The 16,268-nt window shown below is 49.4% G+C and carries 15 protein-coding genes and 2 riboswitches; of the genes, 13 read left to right on the top strand and 2 right to left on the bottom strand.

Annotated elements, in window-relative coordinates:
• Positions 1–52 precede the first annotated feature (52 nt).
• The 11 genes from rpsL (at position 53) to mreB (ending at position 12,238) form a co-directional block, all read left to right on the top strand.
• Entirely contained in the window at positions 53–481 is a 429-nt protein-coding gene (gene rpsL, locus H6X83_RS08095; protein ID WP_212505993.1) for a 30S ribosomal protein S12, read from the top strand.
• Between the two features lie 153 nt (positions 482–634).
• Positions 635–1,105: a 30S ribosomal protein S7 gene (gene rpsG, locus H6X83_RS08090; protein ID WP_212505992.1), complete on the top strand. Its 471-nt coding sequence runs from the start codon at positions 635–637 to the stop codon at positions 1,103–1,105.
• A gap of 37 nt (positions 1,106–1,142) precedes the next feature.
• Positions 1,143–3,260: an elongation factor G gene (gene fusA, locus H6X83_RS08085; protein ID WP_212505991.1), complete on the top strand. Its 2,118-nt coding sequence runs from the start codon at positions 1,143–1,145 to the stop codon at positions 3,258–3,260.
• 96 nt (positions 3,261–3,356) lie between these two features.
• Entirely contained in the window at positions 3,357–4,559 is a 1,203-nt protein-coding gene (tuf, locus tag H6X83_RS08080) for an elongation factor Tu (RefSeq protein ID WP_212505990.1), read from the top strand.
• A gap of 134 nt (positions 4,560–4,693) precedes the next feature.
• Entirely contained in the window at positions 4,694–5,041 is a 348-nt protein-coding gene (locus tag H6X83_RS08075; RefSeq protein ID WP_212505989.1) for a hypothetical protein, read from the top strand.
• A gap of 40 nt (positions 5,042–5,081) precedes the next feature.
• Positions 5,082–5,217, top strand: a riboswitch (FMN riboswitch).
• A 75-nt stretch (positions 5,218–5,292) separates the two neighbouring features.
• Positions 5,293–5,925: an ECF transporter S component gene (locus H6X83_RS08070; protein ID WP_212505988.1), complete on the top strand. Its 633-nt coding sequence runs from the start codon at positions 5,293–5,295 to the stop codon at positions 5,923–5,925.
• Between the two features lie 118 nt (positions 5,926–6,043).
• Positions 6,044–6,139, top strand: a riboswitch (SAM riboswitch).
• Positions 6,140–6,230: 91 nt separating this feature from the next.
• Complete coding sequence (gene metK / locus H6X83_RS08065; RefSeq protein ID WP_212505987.1) at positions 6,231–7,412, top strand: methionine adenosyltransferase; 1,182 nt, start codon at positions 6,231–6,233, stop codon at positions 7,410–7,412.
• Between the two features lie 369 nt (positions 7,413–7,781).
• Positions 7,782–8,135 carry a hypothetical protein gene (locus H6X83_RS08060; RefSeq protein ID WP_212505986.1) on the top strand — a complete coding sequence of 118 codons (354 nt, stop codon included), beginning with the start codon at positions 7,782–7,784 and terminating at the stop codon, positions 8,133–8,135.
• 40 nt (positions 8,136–8,175) lie between these two features.
• Entirely contained in the window at positions 8,176–10,398 is a 2,223-nt protein-coding gene (gene recD2, locus H6X83_RS08055; protein WP_212505985.1) for an SF1B family DNA helicase RecD2, read from the top strand.
• Entirely contained in the window at positions 10,385–11,053 is a 669-nt protein-coding gene (locus H6X83_RS08050) for a ComF family protein (RefSeq protein ID WP_212505984.1), read from the top strand. Before recD2 ends, H6X83_RS08050 begins: the two co-directional genes overlap by 14 nt.
• Before the next feature lie 147 nt (positions 11,054–11,200).
• Positions 11,201–12,238, top strand: coding sequence for a rod shape-determining protein (gene mreB, locus H6X83_RS08045; protein ID WP_212505983.1), 1,038 nt, complete (start codon positions 11,201–11,203; stop codon positions 12,236–12,238).
• A 221-nt stretch (positions 12,239–12,459) separates the two neighbouring features.
• Here mreB and murC read toward each other — a convergent pair whose 3' ends face one another.
• Entirely contained in the window at positions 12,460–13,836 is a 1,377-nt protein-coding gene (gene murC, locus H6X83_RS08040) for a UDP-N-acetylmuramate--L-alanine ligase (protein WP_212505982.1), read from the bottom strand.
• 199 nt (positions 13,837–14,035) lie between these two features.
• Between murC and H6X83_RS08035 the strand changes: the two genes are divergently transcribed.
• Both H6X83_RS08035 and H6X83_RS08030 read left to right on the top strand, forming a co-directional pair.
• A complete protein-coding gene (locus H6X83_RS08035) occupies positions 14,036–14,899 on the top strand; it encodes a dipicolinate synthase subunit DpsA (protein ID WP_246419086.1) in 864 nt (287 codons plus the stop codon).
• Between the two features lie 5 nt (positions 14,900–14,904).
• Positions 14,905–15,501: a dipicolinate synthase subunit B gene (locus H6X83_RS08030; protein WP_281390882.1), complete on the top strand. Its 597-nt coding sequence runs from the start codon at positions 14,905–14,907 to the stop codon at positions 15,499–15,501.
• A 154-nt stretch (positions 15,502–15,655) separates the two neighbouring features.
• Here the strand turns inward: H6X83_RS08030 and H6X83_RS08025 are convergent, their stop codons facing one another.
• Complete coding sequence (locus tag H6X83_RS08025; protein ID WP_246419079.1) at positions 15,656–16,261, bottom strand: IS30 family transposase; 606 nt, start codon at positions 16,259–16,261, stop codon at positions 15,656–15,658.
• Positions 16,262–16,268 lie beyond the last annotated feature (7 nt).

Here is a 16,268-nt window from a genome sequence, read left to right as displayed (position 1 = left end):
AGAGAAATCTGCATAACATAAATTGTCCAAAATCTGAGTTAGGAGGTGTACTATGCCCACATTTAACCAATTGGTTCATACCGGACGTGAAGTCGCCGAAAAGAAAGCAAAGGCTCCGGCACTGCTGAAAGGCTGGAATGCTAAGAAACGTGCGGCTATCGACCAGAACTCCCCGCAAAAGCGTGGTGTCTGCACAGCTGTGAAAACTGCTACGCCGAAGAAGCCGAACTCTGCTCTGCGTAAGATTGCCCGTGTGCGTCTTTCCAACGGAATGGAAGTTACAGCCTATATCCCCGGTGTTGGTCACAACCTGCAGGAGCACTCCGTCGTTATGGTTCGCGGCGGCCGTGTTAAGGATCTGCCTGGTGTACGTTACCATATCATCCGCGGCACATTGGATGCGCAGGGTGTTGCCAAGCGTATGCAGGCCCGTTCCAAGTACGGCGCTAAGCGCCCCAAGGCAGGAAAGGCTGCCAAGTAAGACAGGACTGAAACTGACGAAAACCTTACGGCTGCCAGCTTCTGCTTTAGCGGGAGTTGCAAGCGGCGTTTATATAAGCGCTTTTTGCTGGCCTGACGGGAAGATTCATTTTCGAGTACCTATGATATCATTTATGTGAAGGAGGGAAGTAAAGTGCCAAGAAGAGGCAATATTGCGAAGCGGGACGTGCTGCCCGATCCGCTGTATAATTCGAAGTTAGTCACACGTCTCGTGAATAATATCATGATTGACGGTAAGAAGGGCGTAGCCCAGAAGATCGTTTATGGCGCTTTCGATATTATTAAAGAGAAGACCGGAAAAGAACCTCTGGAGGTTTTTGAGGCTGCCATGGAAAATGTCATGCCTTCTCTGGAAGTTAAGGCACGCCGCGTTGGCGGTGCAACCTATCAGGTCCCTATGGAAGTCCGTCCTGAGCGTCGGCAGACTCTGGGCCTGCGCTGGATGACAGCGTATTCCCGTTTGCGTTCTGAGCGTACCATGAAAGAGCGTCTTGCAGGAGAAATTATGGATGCTGTTAACGGTACAGGCGGCGCAGCCAAGAAGCGTGATGATACGCATAAGATGGCTGAAGCAAACAGAGCTTTTGCACATTACAGATGGTAATGCTGCAGGCGTTTGCAGAACGAATGGAGGGTAATTAATGCCTAGGCAGGTATCACTTGATCACACTCGTAATATCGGCATCATGGCTCATATCGATGCTGGTAAAACGACAACAACTGAACGTATCCTGTACTACACCGGTGTTAACCACAAGATCGGTGAAGTGCATGACGGCGCAGCCACCATGGACTGGATGGCACAGGAGCAGGAGCGCGGCATTACCATTACTTCCGCTGCAACGACCTGCTTTTGGACTCACAGCGAGTTCTTTGGTGACCCCGATAAGAACAGAAATTATCGTATCAATATTATTGACACCCCCGGCCACGTTGACTTCACAGTTGAAGTTGAACGTTCCCTGCGTGTGCTGGATGGTTCTGTAACCGTCTTCGCAGCAAAGGGCGGCGTTGAGCCGCAGTCTGAGACTGTTTGGCGTCAGGCTGAGGAATACGGCGTGCCGCGCATGGCGTATGTCAATAAGATGGATATCATGGGCGCTGACTTCTACAATGTTATTGACATGATGAAGGAACGTCTGAACTGCACACCGGTGCCGATTCAGCTGCCGGTTGGCGCAGAAGACTCTTTCCGCGGTATCATTGACCTTGTTTCCATGACAGCAGATATCTATTATGATGAAATGGGCAAGGACATGCGCGTGGAAGAAATTCCGGAAGACATGCGTGAAAAGGCAGAAGAGTACCACACTTCTCTGATTGAGCACGTTGCTGAGCAGGACGATGCTTTAATGGAGAAATATCTCTCCGGCGAAGAAATTACAAAGGACGAGATTGTTGCTACTCTGCGTAAGGCAACCATTAACAACAAGCTGGTTGTAGTTACCTGCGGTACTTCCTATAAGAACAAGGGTGTTCAGAAACTTCTGGATGCGATTGTTGACTACATGCCGGCTCCGACCGACATCCCGGCTATCCGCGGTACAAATGTGGATACTGGTGAGGAAGAAGACCGCCATGCATCTGATGAAGAGCCTTTCTCGGCTCTTGCATTTAAGATTGCAACTGATCCGTTTGTTGGTAAGTTGTGCTACTTCCGCGTTTATTCCGGTAAAATGAATGCCGGCGATACTGTTTACAACTCCACAAAGGATTGTGACGAACGTATCGGCCGTATTCTGCAGATGCATGCAAACCATCGTCAGGATTTGGAAACCGTTTATGCAGGCGATATCGCTGCTGCTATCGGTGTGAAGAATACAACGACTGGTGATACACTCTGTGATGAAAAGCATCCGGTTATTCTGGAATCCATGGAGTTCCCGGATCCTGTTATCCGTGTTGCCATTGAGCCGAAGACGAAAGCTGGCCAGGAGAAGATGACAATCGCTCTGGCAAAGCTGGCTGAAGAAGATCCGACTTTCAAGGCTTACACCGATGAGGAAACAGGCCAGACCATCATCGCCGGCATGGGCGAACTGCACTTGGAAATCATCGTTGACCGTTTGATGCGTGAATTCCACGTGGAAGCAAATGTTGGTAAGCCGCAGGTTGCTTATAAAGAGACAATCCGCAAGCCTTCCGATGTTGACTGCAAGTATGTACGTCAGTCCGGTGGTAAAGGTCAGTACGGTCATGTTAAGATTCGTATTTTCCCGAACCCGGGTGAGGGCTATGAGTTCGACAACGTTACAGTTGGCGGCTCTATCCCGAAGGAATATATTCCTGCTGTTGATACTGGTATTCAGGGTGCAATGCTCAGCGGCGTAGTAGCTGGCTACAACGTTGTTGATGTCAAAGTTGAACTGTATGATGGCTCTTATCATGAAGTTGACTCCTCTGAAATGGCATTTAAGATTGCCGGTTCTATGGCATTTAAGGATGCTATGCGCAAGGCTGATCCGGTCATCATGGAGCCGATCATGAAGGTTACTGTTACGGTACCGGATGAGTATATGGGCGACGTTATCGGTGACCTGAACTCCCGCCGCGGCATGATTGAAGGCATGGATGCTATCCATGGCGCACAGCAGATTCATGCTATGGTTCCGCTTTCTGAAATGTTCGGCTATGCAACCGACATGCGTTCTAAGACACAGGGCCGTGGCCAGTTTACAATGGAACCTGACCACTATGCTGAAGTGCCGAAGAATATCGCTGACAAGATTATTACCGCCCGTACGAAAAAGGACGAGTAATCTCAAATTCTGCTTGATTTTTCCCTGTAATCTTGTTAAAATATATTTGCATTCTTAACAGGGAAAAACGATTGAAAAATAAAGGAGGAACTTCCAATGGCTAAGGAAAAATTCGACAGATCCAAGCCTCATGTAAACATTGGCACCATCGGTCACGTTGACCATGGTAAAACTACTCTGACCGCTGCTATCACCAAGGTGCTCAGCTTTGATGGCGATGCAGAGTTCAAAGATTACTCCAACATCGACTCCGCTCCTGAAGAGCGTGAGCGCGGCATTACCATTAATACCGCTCATGTTGAGTATCAGACTGCAAGCCGTCACTACGCTCATGTTGACTGCCCCGGCCATGCTGACTATGTCAAGAACATGATTACCGGTGCTGCTCAGATGGACGGCGCTATTCTGGTTGTTTCCGCTGCTGATGGCCCGATGCCTCAGACTCGTGAGCATATCCTGCTCTCCCGTCAGGTTGGCGTGCCTTATATCGTTGTATTCATGAACAAGTGCGATCAGGTTGATGATCCTGAGCTGCTTGATCTGGTCGAGATGGAAATTCGCGACCTGCTGAACGAATACGACTTCCCGGGCGATGACACTCCGATTATCCGTGGCTCTGCTCTGAAGGCTCTGGAATCCACTTCTACTGATATTAACGCTCCTGAGTACAAGCCGATTCTTGACTTGATGGCAGCTGTTGACAGCTATATCCCGACTCCTGACCGTAAGGCTGACCAGCCCTTCCTGATGCCTGTTGAGGATGTATTCACAATTACTGGCCGTGGTACAGTTGCTACCGGCCGTGTTGAGCGTGGTACAGCTAAGGTTGGCGAAGAAATCGAAATCATCGGCCTGACCGACGAGCGCAAGAAGAGCGTTATCACCGGCCTGGAGATGTTCCGTAAGACTCTGGACTTTGCTCAGGCTGGCGATAACGTGGGCGTTCTGCTCCGTGGTATTCAGCGTGAAGACATCGAGCGTGGACAGGTTCTGTCCAAGCCCGGCACAATTCATCCGCACACAAAATTCAAGGGTCAGGTTTACGTTTTGACTAAGGATGAAGGCGGTCGTCATACTCCGTTCTTCAATAACTATCGTCCTCAGTTCTACTTCCGTACAACTGACGTAACAGGTGTTATCACTTTGCCGGAAGGCACTGAGATGTGCATGCCTGGCGATAACGTTGAAATGAACGTTGAGCTGATTGCTCCTATCGCTATCGAGGAAGGTCTTCGCTTCTCCATTCGTGAGGGCGGCCACACTGTTGGCTCTGGCGTTGTTTCCACGATTAACGAGTAATTTGGTTAAATAAGAAGTCCTGCCTGAAAAGGCGGGGCTTTTTTTATTGCTTATTTGCCTTTTTCTGTTATATTGTTAAGTGCACAATAGTGGAACGGTATTGCAAACCATCTATGGTCCTTCAGCAGAGGACGATGTTGCCTAGAAAAAGTGACGGGGCTGTTTGTCCGGTTATGTATGCATTCGGCAACCTAATTTCAACACAGGAAAATTCACAGAATCTGATTGGCGGTCAGCTGACGGTTACATATGAGAAGAATGCAAACGGAAAAGTAAAATTTTCTGACATGAAATTTAAACCAACTGTTACCTATTATGAAACAGAGGGAAAAAACATTCACGTGCAGATGCTGAAAAATTTAACAGATTATATGGCACAGCAAAGCCGGACATGGGAAAAAACGGATGGTGAGTTTACACCCGGCTATGCAAAAAAAGTCGTGAATCAGAGTATTCCGCAAAAATATCAGGACTGGACTTGACAGCGGATGCAGAATCGCATATACTGTTACTTGTAATTGAATAATTCTTCGGGGCGGGGTGAAATTCCCCACCGGCGGTAATGCAGCTTTGCTGTTAGCCCGCGAGCGGTTGTCAGCCGCAGATTCCGGTCAGATTCCGGAGCCAACGGTTAAAGTCCGGATGGTAGAAGATGTGGAATAATCTACGCCCCGGTGTAATTTTATGCACCGGGGCGTTTTTAAATCCATTCCATGTCTCAGAAGGAGAAACTATGGCGAGTGAAACAACTACCCTGAAAAAAGCAAAATTGACAAATGTGCGCAGCATTGCAGTAATTGGTGTGCTTGGCGCGCTGGCGGCTGTGGTAATGATATTTGAGTTTCCGCTGCCGTTTTTGCCGCCGTTTTACAAACTGGATTTCAGCGAAGTGCCGGTCATGTTGGGCGGCTTTGCTTTGGGGCCGGCTGCGGCGGCAGTCATTGAAGCAATCAAAGTAATTCTGCACATGATTCTTGGCGGTGGAACCCAGACCGCCGGTATTGGCGAATTTGCAAACTTCTTGTTTGGCTGCGCACTGGTGGTGCCAGCGTCAATGATTTACCGTATGCACAAGAACCGCAAAACAGCGCTGATTGGCATGGGTGTGGGAACTGTAGTGATGGCTGTTGTGGGTGCGCTGATTAATGCGTTCGTTCTGCTGCCAGTTTATGCCACAGCATTTCACCTGCCGATGGCGTCGCTGATTCAGATGGGTACTTCCGTAAACAGCGGTATCACAGACCTTACAACTTTTGTTCTGCTGGCAACAACACCGCTGAATCTGATTAAGGCAGTTCTGGTTTCGCTGATTACATTTCTGCTGTATAAATACGTCAGCCCGATTTTACATGGACGTGTGAAGTGAGAATTTGAGTAAACAGAATAATTTGTCGCGATTTTTGACAATTTCTTGATTTTGTTTATTTACTCTTTTTGTGTTTTTATGCTATACTGCTGACTGTAGCAAAACTTAATATTATCACCCCTTATCAAGAGTGACGGAGGGAACAGGCCCTATGATGTCCGGCAACCTACGAAAGTAAGGTGCCAAATCCTGCGGTGAAGCCGATAGATGAGGTATCGAAAGATAAAGCGCTGTCCGCATTTCACCGGGTCGTGCTTTTTTTGTTGCTCATTTTACCGGGTAATTAATTTAGGAGGTTCTAACAAATGGCAAAACATTTCTTTACTTCTGAGTCCGTTACAGAAGGACATCCCGACAAGGTCTGCGACCAGATTTCTGACGCGATTTTGGATGACATCATTGCAAAAGACCCGAATGCACACGTTGCCTGCGAAGTAACCGCCTGCACGGGTGTTGTTCATGTAATGGGCGAAATTTCTACCGAATGCTATGTGGATATTCCTGCAATCGTGCGCAGTGTTGTGAATGACATTGGATACAACAATCCATCTTACGGTTTTGACGGCAATACCTGCGGTGTTCTGACTTCCATTGATGCACAGTCACCGGATATCGCCATGGGTGTCAACGAGTCCTATGAAGTAAAAAACGGTGCTTCTGACGCGGATGACCTCATTGGCGCAGGCGATCAGGGCATGATGTTTGGCTTTGCCTGTGACGAGACAGAAGAAAAAATGCCGCTGGCAATTTCTCTGGCTCACAAGCTTTCCAAGAAGCTGGCCGCGGTGCGTAAAGACGGCAGCATTTCTTACCTGCGTCCTGATGGAAAAACACAGGTTACCATTGAATACGATGGTGACACACCGGTTCGTGTAGAAGCAGTTGTTCTTTCTACCCAGCACGATGAAGATGTTACGTTGGAGCAGATTCGCAAGGATATGATTGAAAAAGTCATTAAGACAACGATTCCTGCGAAATGGCTGGATGAAAACACGAAATACTATGTGAACCCGACCGGACGCTTTGTAATTGGCGGCCCTGTCGGCGATTCCGGACTGACCGGCCGTAAAATCATTGTCGATACATACGGCGGGTACGGCCGTCACGGCGGTGGTGCTTTCTCCGGCAAAGACCCGACAAAGGTTGACCGTTCTGCTGCTTACGCGGCACGCTGGGTTGCAAAGAATATTGTAGCCGCAGGCCTTGCAAAGAAGTGTGAAGTACAGCTTGCCTATGCAATCGGCGTTGCTCGCCCGGTATCCATCATGGTGGATTCTTTCGGTACTTCCAAGTACACCAATGACCAGTTGGCAGCTGCTGTGGAAAAGGTCTTTGACCTGCGTCCGGCTGCAATTATCCGTACCCTTGACCTGCGCAAGCCGATTTACCGCAAGCTTGCAAGCTATGGTCAGATGGGCCGTGAAGACCTGGGCGTTTCCTGGGAGAAGACCGACCGCGTTGATGAACTGAAAAAAGCGCTGAATTAATTAGTCTATACGATAAAGTTTTCGCCAGCCTTGTTCACAAGGCTGCGGATGTGGGCGGCGCCCATGGCCTGCTCTTGCCCGTAAAGCCCTTAATCTTCAGAAGAGTTCGCGGGCTTGGGAGCCTGCAGGATAGCTTTTTTGCGGCGTGGCTTCGCAGCCGCAGGGGAGCGCTGCTATGTACCTTTTTTTGTATTACAGTAAGGGGCTTTAAGGTCAAGAGCCAAGGCCGTGGGCTTTGCCCACACCTACCGCCCTTGAAAGGGCGGGCGGAACTTTTGGTGTACGGGCTAAAAGTTTATTTTCTTTCAATTCAATAAATTTGTGCGCATCCATCACCTCTTTGCATACATTGTAAAGAGGTGATTTTTTATGGCTGCGGGTCAGGTGATAATTGTTTTGCTGGCAGTGGTCGGGCTGTGCAGCCTAATGCAGTGGCTGATGCACATTCTCTACCGCACCGGCGGGAAAAAGGGAACACTGGTGCTGGTGCTGCATCTTTCCGGCCACCAGGAGGATGTAGAGTATGAACTTCGCTGCGCGAGGGATAACCTGCGTGAAGCAGAGGGCTTCGCACAGAAAGAGCTGCTGGTGGTGGATGAAGGCATGGACAGCGACACCAAGCGTCTGTGCACGCTTTTTTTGCATGGTAAGCCGGGTACTTCTATTTGCAGCGGAGAAGTATTTGCAAACATGGAAAAAGTGCGGTATACTGAAACAGAGTAAGACGCACATATGTGCGGGAACAGGCCGGGGGTAAGTGTAAATGGAAGAGCAAACGCTGTTGGAAATGGCAGGTACTGTGGAACGAATCACGTTCCGAAACGAAAAGAATGGGTATACCGTTCTGGAACTGAATAATGGGGAGGAGCTGACAACTGTGGTCGGCTCCCTGCCCACTGCCGAGCCAGGGGACGAGCTCCACGTTGTCGGTACATGGACCGAGCATCCATCTTTTGGGCGGCAGTTCAGCGCGCAGATTTACGAACGGATGCAGCCCACAACTTCCGAAGCAATTTTGCTGTACCTTTCCTCCGGTGCAATTAAAGGAATCGGGCGTGCTATGGCAAAGCGGGTTGTAGAAACCTTCGGGGAACATTCGCTTGAAATCTTGGAAAAGGAACCGGACAGGCTTTCACAGATAAGCGGCATTTCGAAACGGAAAGCACAGCAGATTGCAGAGGAGTATCGCCAAAAACTCGGTATTCGTGAAGTGATTCTTGGTCTGAAGGAATTTGGAGTAACCCCAGAAGAAGCTGTGCGGGTTTATCGTGTTTATGGCCCGGAATCGGTCACACAGGTGCGGCAGGATCCGTATTGCTTGTGTGTGGAGGATGTAGACCTCGGTTTTCAGCGGGCGGATGCGATTGCGGAAACACTGGAACATCCGGCAGATGACCCGTGCAGGGTGCGGGCGGGAATTCTGTATGTTTTGCAGCACAATGTCAATAACGGTCATACGTATCTGCCGCAGGATAAGCTGCTGGCTACCGCCGCTTCTATGTTGGGCATTCAACCGGAACAGGTGCATGAAAGCTATGATGAACTGGAGCATGAGGCCAGCGTTGTTGCCTGCACGATTCATGACCGTCGGGTGGTTTACCTGCCGCGCCTGTACCATGCAGAAGTTTTTTCTGCTGCACGTCTGCAAATGATGATGGAGTACCCCAGCCAGCCGATTCCAGATGCGGAGCAAGCGGTAGACAAATTTGAAGCGGAACTTGGAATTGCATATGCACCGGAGCAGAAGGAAGCTATTTTGGCGGCACTTTCGCACGGCCTGTTGGTGCTGACCGGCGGCCCAGGTACAGGCAAGACAACGACACTGGATGCTATCATTCGTATTTTGCAGAAAAAGGGTGAAAAGGTTTTGCTGGCAGCGCCGACCGGACGTGCCGCAAAACGTATGAGCGAGCTGACCGGTGAGGAAGCAAAAACCCTGCACCGCCTGCTGCAGGTGGAATGGGACGAAACGGACAGTCCTGTTTTTGCCCGCAATGAGCAGAAGCCGCTGGAGTGTGACGCGCTGATTATCGACGAACTTTCCATGGTGGACATCTGCCTTTTTGAAGCGCTGCTGCGGGCGCTGCCCATGGGCTGCCGGCTGGTGCTGGTGGGGGACTGCGACCAGTTGCCGAGCGTTGGCCCCGGCAATGTGCTGGGAGATTTAATTGCGTCTGAAATGCTGCCAGTGGTGCAGCTGCGCCACATTTTTCGCCAAAGTATGCAAAGTTTGATTGTTACCAATGCACACAAAATCATTGCTGGAGAAATTCCGGTACTTAATGACTGCAAAAATGATTTCTTTTTCATGCAGCGTACGGAACCCACCCAAATCTCACAGACCATACAGGAGCTTTGCAGCAAACGTTTGCCTGCTACTTATGAGTTTTCGCCTATGACGGATATACAGGTGCTGTCGCCCAGCCGCAAAGGGGAGTTGGGTACGGTACAGCTGAATACCGTGCTGCAGGGTGTGCTGAACCCGCACGCCGCAGGGAAAAAGGAAATTAAAATCAATAGCCGTCTTTTCCGCGAAGGCGACAAAGTGATGCAAACCAAGAACAACTATACCCTTAGTTGGGAGAAAAGTGACGGTACGATCGGTGAAGGTGTTTACAACGGCGACATCGGCATCATTCGGGAAATTGACAAAGCCGCTTCTGCGCTGACGGTGGATATGGATGACAAAGTGATAACCTATGAGTTGGAAACTGCTGCAGAATTGGAACTTGCCTATGCGCTGACCGTTCACAAAAGTCAGGGCAGTGAGTTTCCAGCGGTAGTTATGCCGATGTATCCGGGTCCGCGCCCGCTGTATTATCGAAATTTATTTTATACAGCGATTACGCGCGCAAAAAAGCTGCTGATTCTGGTTGGCACACAACAGACTGTACGTATGATGGTTGAAAACAATCGCCGTACACGCCGCTATTCTGGTTTGCGGGAATTTCTGACCGGTGAGGCAATTTTCGATGAAAACGCATGATTTATCTGGACTGGCAGACATTTTTTTCCCGCCACGGTGTCCGTTCTGCGGTGAGGTCATTCGGCACGGTGAGCAGACTTGCAGCGACTGCACAAATGTTCAGCCTATCTTGCATAGAAAGGAACTTTTCTGTGCAGATGAACTGACGCTGCCCTGCTATACAATTTATCCATACAAGGATAAGGTACGGGATGCAATGCTTCGGTTCAAGTTTGGAGATGAACCCTCCGTTGGTGTATTTTTGGGGAATCAGCTGGCAATACTTCTAAAAGAATCCTGCGCAGACTTTGCCTTTGACTGTGTCACAGCGGTTCCAATGACACGCTGGCACAGAATGCGGCGCGGTTACAACCAGAGTGAGTTGTTGGCTAAAACGGCGGCACAAAAGCTTGAAGTTCCCTACGGTCGTTTGCTGCGCAAGATACGGCGTAACCGCGTACAGCATCTGCTTTCCGCGGAAGAACGCTATGAAAATGTGCAGGGCGCGTATGCAGCTTTGCCAAATGCGGCAGGCAAGCGAATCCTTTTGGTAGACGATATTGTTACGACTGGTGCGACTTTGTCTGTCTGTGCGGAGGAACTTTTTCGCATGGGCGCGGAACAGGTAATCTGCGTGGCAGCTGCAGAAGCGCAGCCGGCGACAGATAAGGATTGAAAATAGCAGTAGATTATATTATAATAAACTGTACGGCAAAAATGTGAGAAGGTTTCTTCCTGCAGTTGGCACCTTGTACTGGGACAGGCCATTAACAGCAGGATTCGCATAGCAGAGCGATTTATTTTACAGATTGGATGTGATTATGTGCTCGGTACCGATATAGCAATCGACCTTGGTACATACGCGGTCAAAATCTACGTTGAGGGCAAGGGCATGGTTGTAAACGAGCCGTCAGTGGTTGCGGTTCGTGCGGATAGTGATGAGGTGCTGGCGGTTGGCAGCGATGCTTTTGCCATGCTGGGGCGCACCAGTGATAAAATCAAAGTGATTCATCCGCTGACAATGGGCGTTATTTCAAATTTTGAGCTTGCACGCTATTTGGTGAATTATTACATTCAGCAGTTGGGCGGAAGCAAGCTGATGCACACGCACGTAATGCCGCGTGCGGTAGTTAGTCTGCCGTGCCAGATTACCGGCGTGGAGCGCCGCGCTATCGTTAATTCCGTCAGTCGTGCGCGTGTGCGCCGCGTTTATTCCATCGATGAACCGGTGGCGGCGGCTATGGGTGCCGGCGTGGACGTTGCCAATCCGCATGGCTCACTGGTAATTGACGTTGGTGCGGGTGCAACAGATATGGGTGTTATCTCTTTGGGCGGTCTGTCCATCGCACGTTCCATCAAAGTAGCAGGTTTTGCATTTGACCAGGCAATTATTCGTTATGTACGCAACAAATATGATTTAATTATCGGTGACCGCATGGCGGAAAGCTGCAAAGTCGCGGTCGGCGGCGTGCTGCAGCGTCCGGAACCTTTGGCGTGCCGCATCAAAGGTCGGGATGCCAATACAGGTCTGCCCGCATGGGTCGATGTAACGAGTGAAGAACTGGTTGCGCCGATGCTTGATCCGGCTGCTGAAATTGCACACATTCTGCAGGAAATGTTGGAAAAAACGCCGCCTGAGCTTCTGGGCGATGTTTATGTGGACGGCGTTGTTATGACCGGCGGTTCGGCTAAGCTGTTCGGTCTAAGTGAATACCTTGCAGACAAAGTAAAAATGCCGGTTCATATTGCGGAGGATGCGGATATCTGCGTTGCACTGGGTGCCGGTAAGGCTATCAGTTTTATGGATGACGCTGAAAATAAGGAGTACGGTATTATTAATCCACTTAGCGCGGTTTATTAAAGAATTTATAGCAATCGACAAAATTATTACAAGTTCAAGACCCTGGGTTTGCAGCCCACCTCTTACCAGTAAAGGTCAAGGACAGGAGTCGTGGCGCTGCGCGCGCCACACTGCGGTCGCTTTTTGAGAAAGCGGCGGAAAGCAATTTTGTATTACCGAAAATAAAAGCTGCTGCAATGTTTATTAGCATTGCAGCAGCTTTTTGCATAGTATAGGGAAATTTATTTTGCGCGGGCTTTGTAGCGGTCAACAATCAGGTTTGCACACTGATAAATGTTGCCGCCGCCCATAGTCAGTATTAGGTCGCCGGGTTTTACATGTTCCATTACATAATCAGCAATTTCGGGAAAAGTCTTGCGGTAAACCGCGCCGGGTACCTTTTTTACAAGGTCTTCCGCATAAACGTTGTAGGTGTTGGTTTCGCGTACTGCGAGGATTTCGGAAACAATGGCATGGTCGGGAATCGTCAGTGCTTTTGCGAAGTCATCTAATAGCAGCGCGGTACGGCTGTAGGTATGCGGCTGAAAAATCGTCCAGACTTCATGAAAGCCCATCTGCATGGCGGCAGTCAGGGTAGCAGTCAGCTCTGTGGGATGATGTGCAAAGTCATCAGCAATCGTAATGCCCTCATATTTGCCGAGCATTTCAAAGCGGCGATGAACACCTGTGAAAGCATGCAGGCTCTTTGTCAGCTGCTCGGTGGAGATGCCCATAAAGTCGCAGACCGCAAAAGCAGCCAGAGCATTGTAAATGTTGTGCTTGCCCGGTATGGAAAGTGTAACATTGCAAAGAATCTTGCCATCTTTCATGACGTCAAAGTTTTCACGCGCTTCTTTGGTGTCAGAAATGTTCACAGCACGGTAGCTGCAGGCTTCTCCCTTACCAAACGTAATGATTTTTGCGTGGGTCAAACCGTCAATGGCTTTCATGGTGTTGCTGTCATCACCGTTGACGACTAAAACACTGGAGGTCTGCTTTGCAAACTGCCGGAAAGATTGAATGATGTTTTCCAGGTTCTTGAAGTAATCCAGATGGTCGGAATCAATGTTCAGGATAACCGCAAGGTAGGGATGCAACTGCAGAAATGTATCTACATATTCGCAGGACTCTACAACGATTTTATCGGAAGAACCGGCCCGGCCGTTCGTGCCAATGCTGGGCAGCTTGCCGCCAATGACCGCAGAGGGATCGGTACCGGCATCAATCAAAATAGAAGTGATGAGACCGGTGGTAGTAGTTTTGCCGTGCGTACCGGAAACGCAAATGCTTTTGGGGTAACGGCTGGTGACCATGCCCAGCATGACGCTGCGCTCCACACAGGGGATGCTCAGTTCCTTTGCGGCGACAAGCTCCGGGTTGTCGGCTTTAATGGCGGCGGAATAAACGACCAGTTCCTTACCCTGCACATTTTCAGCACGCTGCCCCATGTAAACTGGGATGCCGTAGGACTTAATGCGCTGCAGTGTGTCAGACTCGGCATTATCAGAACCGGAGACTTCAAACCCACGGTGAATCAGAATCTCTGCGATGGGGCACATACCGCTGCCGCCGATACCGACAAAGTGTACTTTCTTGACACGGGATAAAATATCGTTCATAAGAACAGCTCCTTTTATTTGGAAAACGCCAGAACAGCGCAGATTTCGTTTCATTTTGAAACGCCATTACTTATCATAAACATTTTTCAGTACGAATGCAAGATATACCTGTAAATTAGCGGCAATTTATTGTGCCTGCAAAGCACAACATTTCTCGGTTTTCCATAGTATGGTACATGAATTTTGGAGGTAATCAGCTATGATGATAGATCGCAGCAGCTTTGGTGTTATCGGCGGGGACCGTCGCCAGCTGGCACTTGCAGAATCCATTGCCGAGGATGGGTTTACCGTGTATGCAAGCGGGTTTGAAAATGCGGATTTCAGCGAGGATGTACAGAAAGCAGACTTGCGCAAAACTGTATCCGCGTGCACAGTACTGCTGCTGCCGCTGCCGGTAACCACAGATGGAGCAGCCGTAAAGGCAGAGTACAGTAATCATCCCATTGTTTTAAACGAAGATTTTGCCCAGCTGCTTGCTGGACACAGGGTGTTCGGCGGAATGATTGGCAAAGCACTGGCAGCCTGCCCACAGCTTGAGGAAGTGGATATCAAGGACTATTATGCCCGTGAAGATTTCGCCCTGCGCAACGCGGCTGTGACCGCTGAAGGTGCCATTGAGTGTGCTATGCGGGAGTACCCGGGTACTATTTGCGGCAGTCGGTGCCTGCTTGCTGGATTTGGGCGTATTGGCAGCCAGCTTGCGCCGCGCCTGCGTGCGCTCGGGGCAGAGGTTTCCGTTACGGCACGGCGCTCAGAAGTTGCAGCCGCTATCGAAGCAATAGGCTGTCATGCGGTTCCTATTACTAAACTGGAGGACGGCGGGGACTATGATATTTTGTTTAACACAGTGCCGGCTGTGCTGTTTACACGCAGGGTACTGTCTGTTTATCCGCGCGGAACTCTGCTGATTGATCTTTCTTCTGCACCCGGTGGGGTGGATATGGAGGCGGCGAAAAAACTGGGTATCTGTGCAGTGCATGCTTTTTCATTACCGGCAAAGGTTGCACCGCGGGCAGCAGGGGAAATCATTAAGCAAACCGTTTACGAAATGATGAAGGAGTGAACGAGGTGGGAAAAGCAGTTCTGGGGTTTGCCATGTGCGGCTCCTTTTGTACGTTTGATAAAGCCATTCAGCAGATGCGTATTTTGCGGGACGCAGGTTACGAAATTGTGCCGGTAATGAGTGAAACAGCCTGCAGTACCGATACACGCTTTGGCCGTGCATCTGACTTTTTATGGGAGATCGAGGATATCACAGGCCGACCGGCGATTCAGACGATCACTGGCGCGGAACCAATCGGTCCTAAAAAGATGGTAGACCTGATGGTTGTTGCACCTTGTACGGGAAATACGCTTGCGAAACTTGCAAACGGTATAACAGATACGTGTGTCACAATGGCAGTAAAATCCAATCTGCGGGTGCAGCGACCGGTGCTGCTGCATATCGCTACTAATGATGCGCTTGCGGCTTCCGCACAGAACATCGGTCACCTGCTAAACGTAAAGCATATATACTTTACACCTTTTCGGCAGGATGATTCTGAGAAAAAGCCCTCCTCTGTGGTGGCGGATTTTTCGCTGTTGCCTAAGGCGGTGGAAGCTGCGCTGGACGGCAGACAGCTGCAGCCAATTTTGTTGGCGCCGCTTCTAAAAGACAAAACTTAAAAATTCATGCAAAGCGACAGCATTTTTAATAAGCTGTCGCTTTGCAATTTTTGAAGGAGAAATATATAATATTTAGTTACTTTTTAAATAAAAGGTAAAAATCGAAAATTGCAATAACAAATTGAACACTTTCACAGAATAAAGTACTCCGGGATTAAATCTTGTAAATTTGGTCGAGGTATTCTTCGAATAACTCCTCAGGAGTGCGATAACTCAGCCGCTTTCTGGGCATAGCATTGATTTCATCCGAGAACATGAGAATTTGGTCATCGGTGTAGTTTCTCATGGATTTTCCCTTGGGTATAAAACGACGGAGAATTCGATTGCTGCGTTCATTGACCGGGCGCTCCCAAGAGGAATATGGATGCGCAAAATATACCTGTGTACCGTAGGCCTCCATCTCAGAAAATGCGGCGAACTCGCTGCCGTTATCGGTAGTGATTGTGCGAATTTCCAAATTCTTTCCAAATTCATGGTACAGTTGCCGCATTGCATTGGCAACACCCTGCGCAGTTTTTCCCGAAATGCGAATGGTGAGATAGTACCTCGTCAGGCGTTCCACAATCGTGAACGTCGCTGGTTCAACCTTCTTTTTTCGCCCAAGGACTGTGTCGGACTCCCAATGGCCAAATTGAACTCTTTTTGCCACTTCCGCAGGCCGAAGGTCGATACTTTTGCCGTTTAAGCGTTTAGAAATACGTGGCTTGCCATGTTGTCGCCTGCTTAGCGCCTCTGGAAGCTGAAACGGCGTTACAGGCAAGTCACCA

This window comes from Caproicibacterium amylolyticum (assembly GCF_014467055.1).
Taxonomy (GTDB): domain Bacteria; phylum Bacillota; class Clostridia; order Oscillospirales; family Acutalibacteraceae; genus Caproicibacterium; species Caproicibacterium amylolyticum.
The sequence above is the reverse complement of the archived record's forward strand: the minus strand, read 5'-3'. Positions and strand labels throughout refer to the sequence as shown.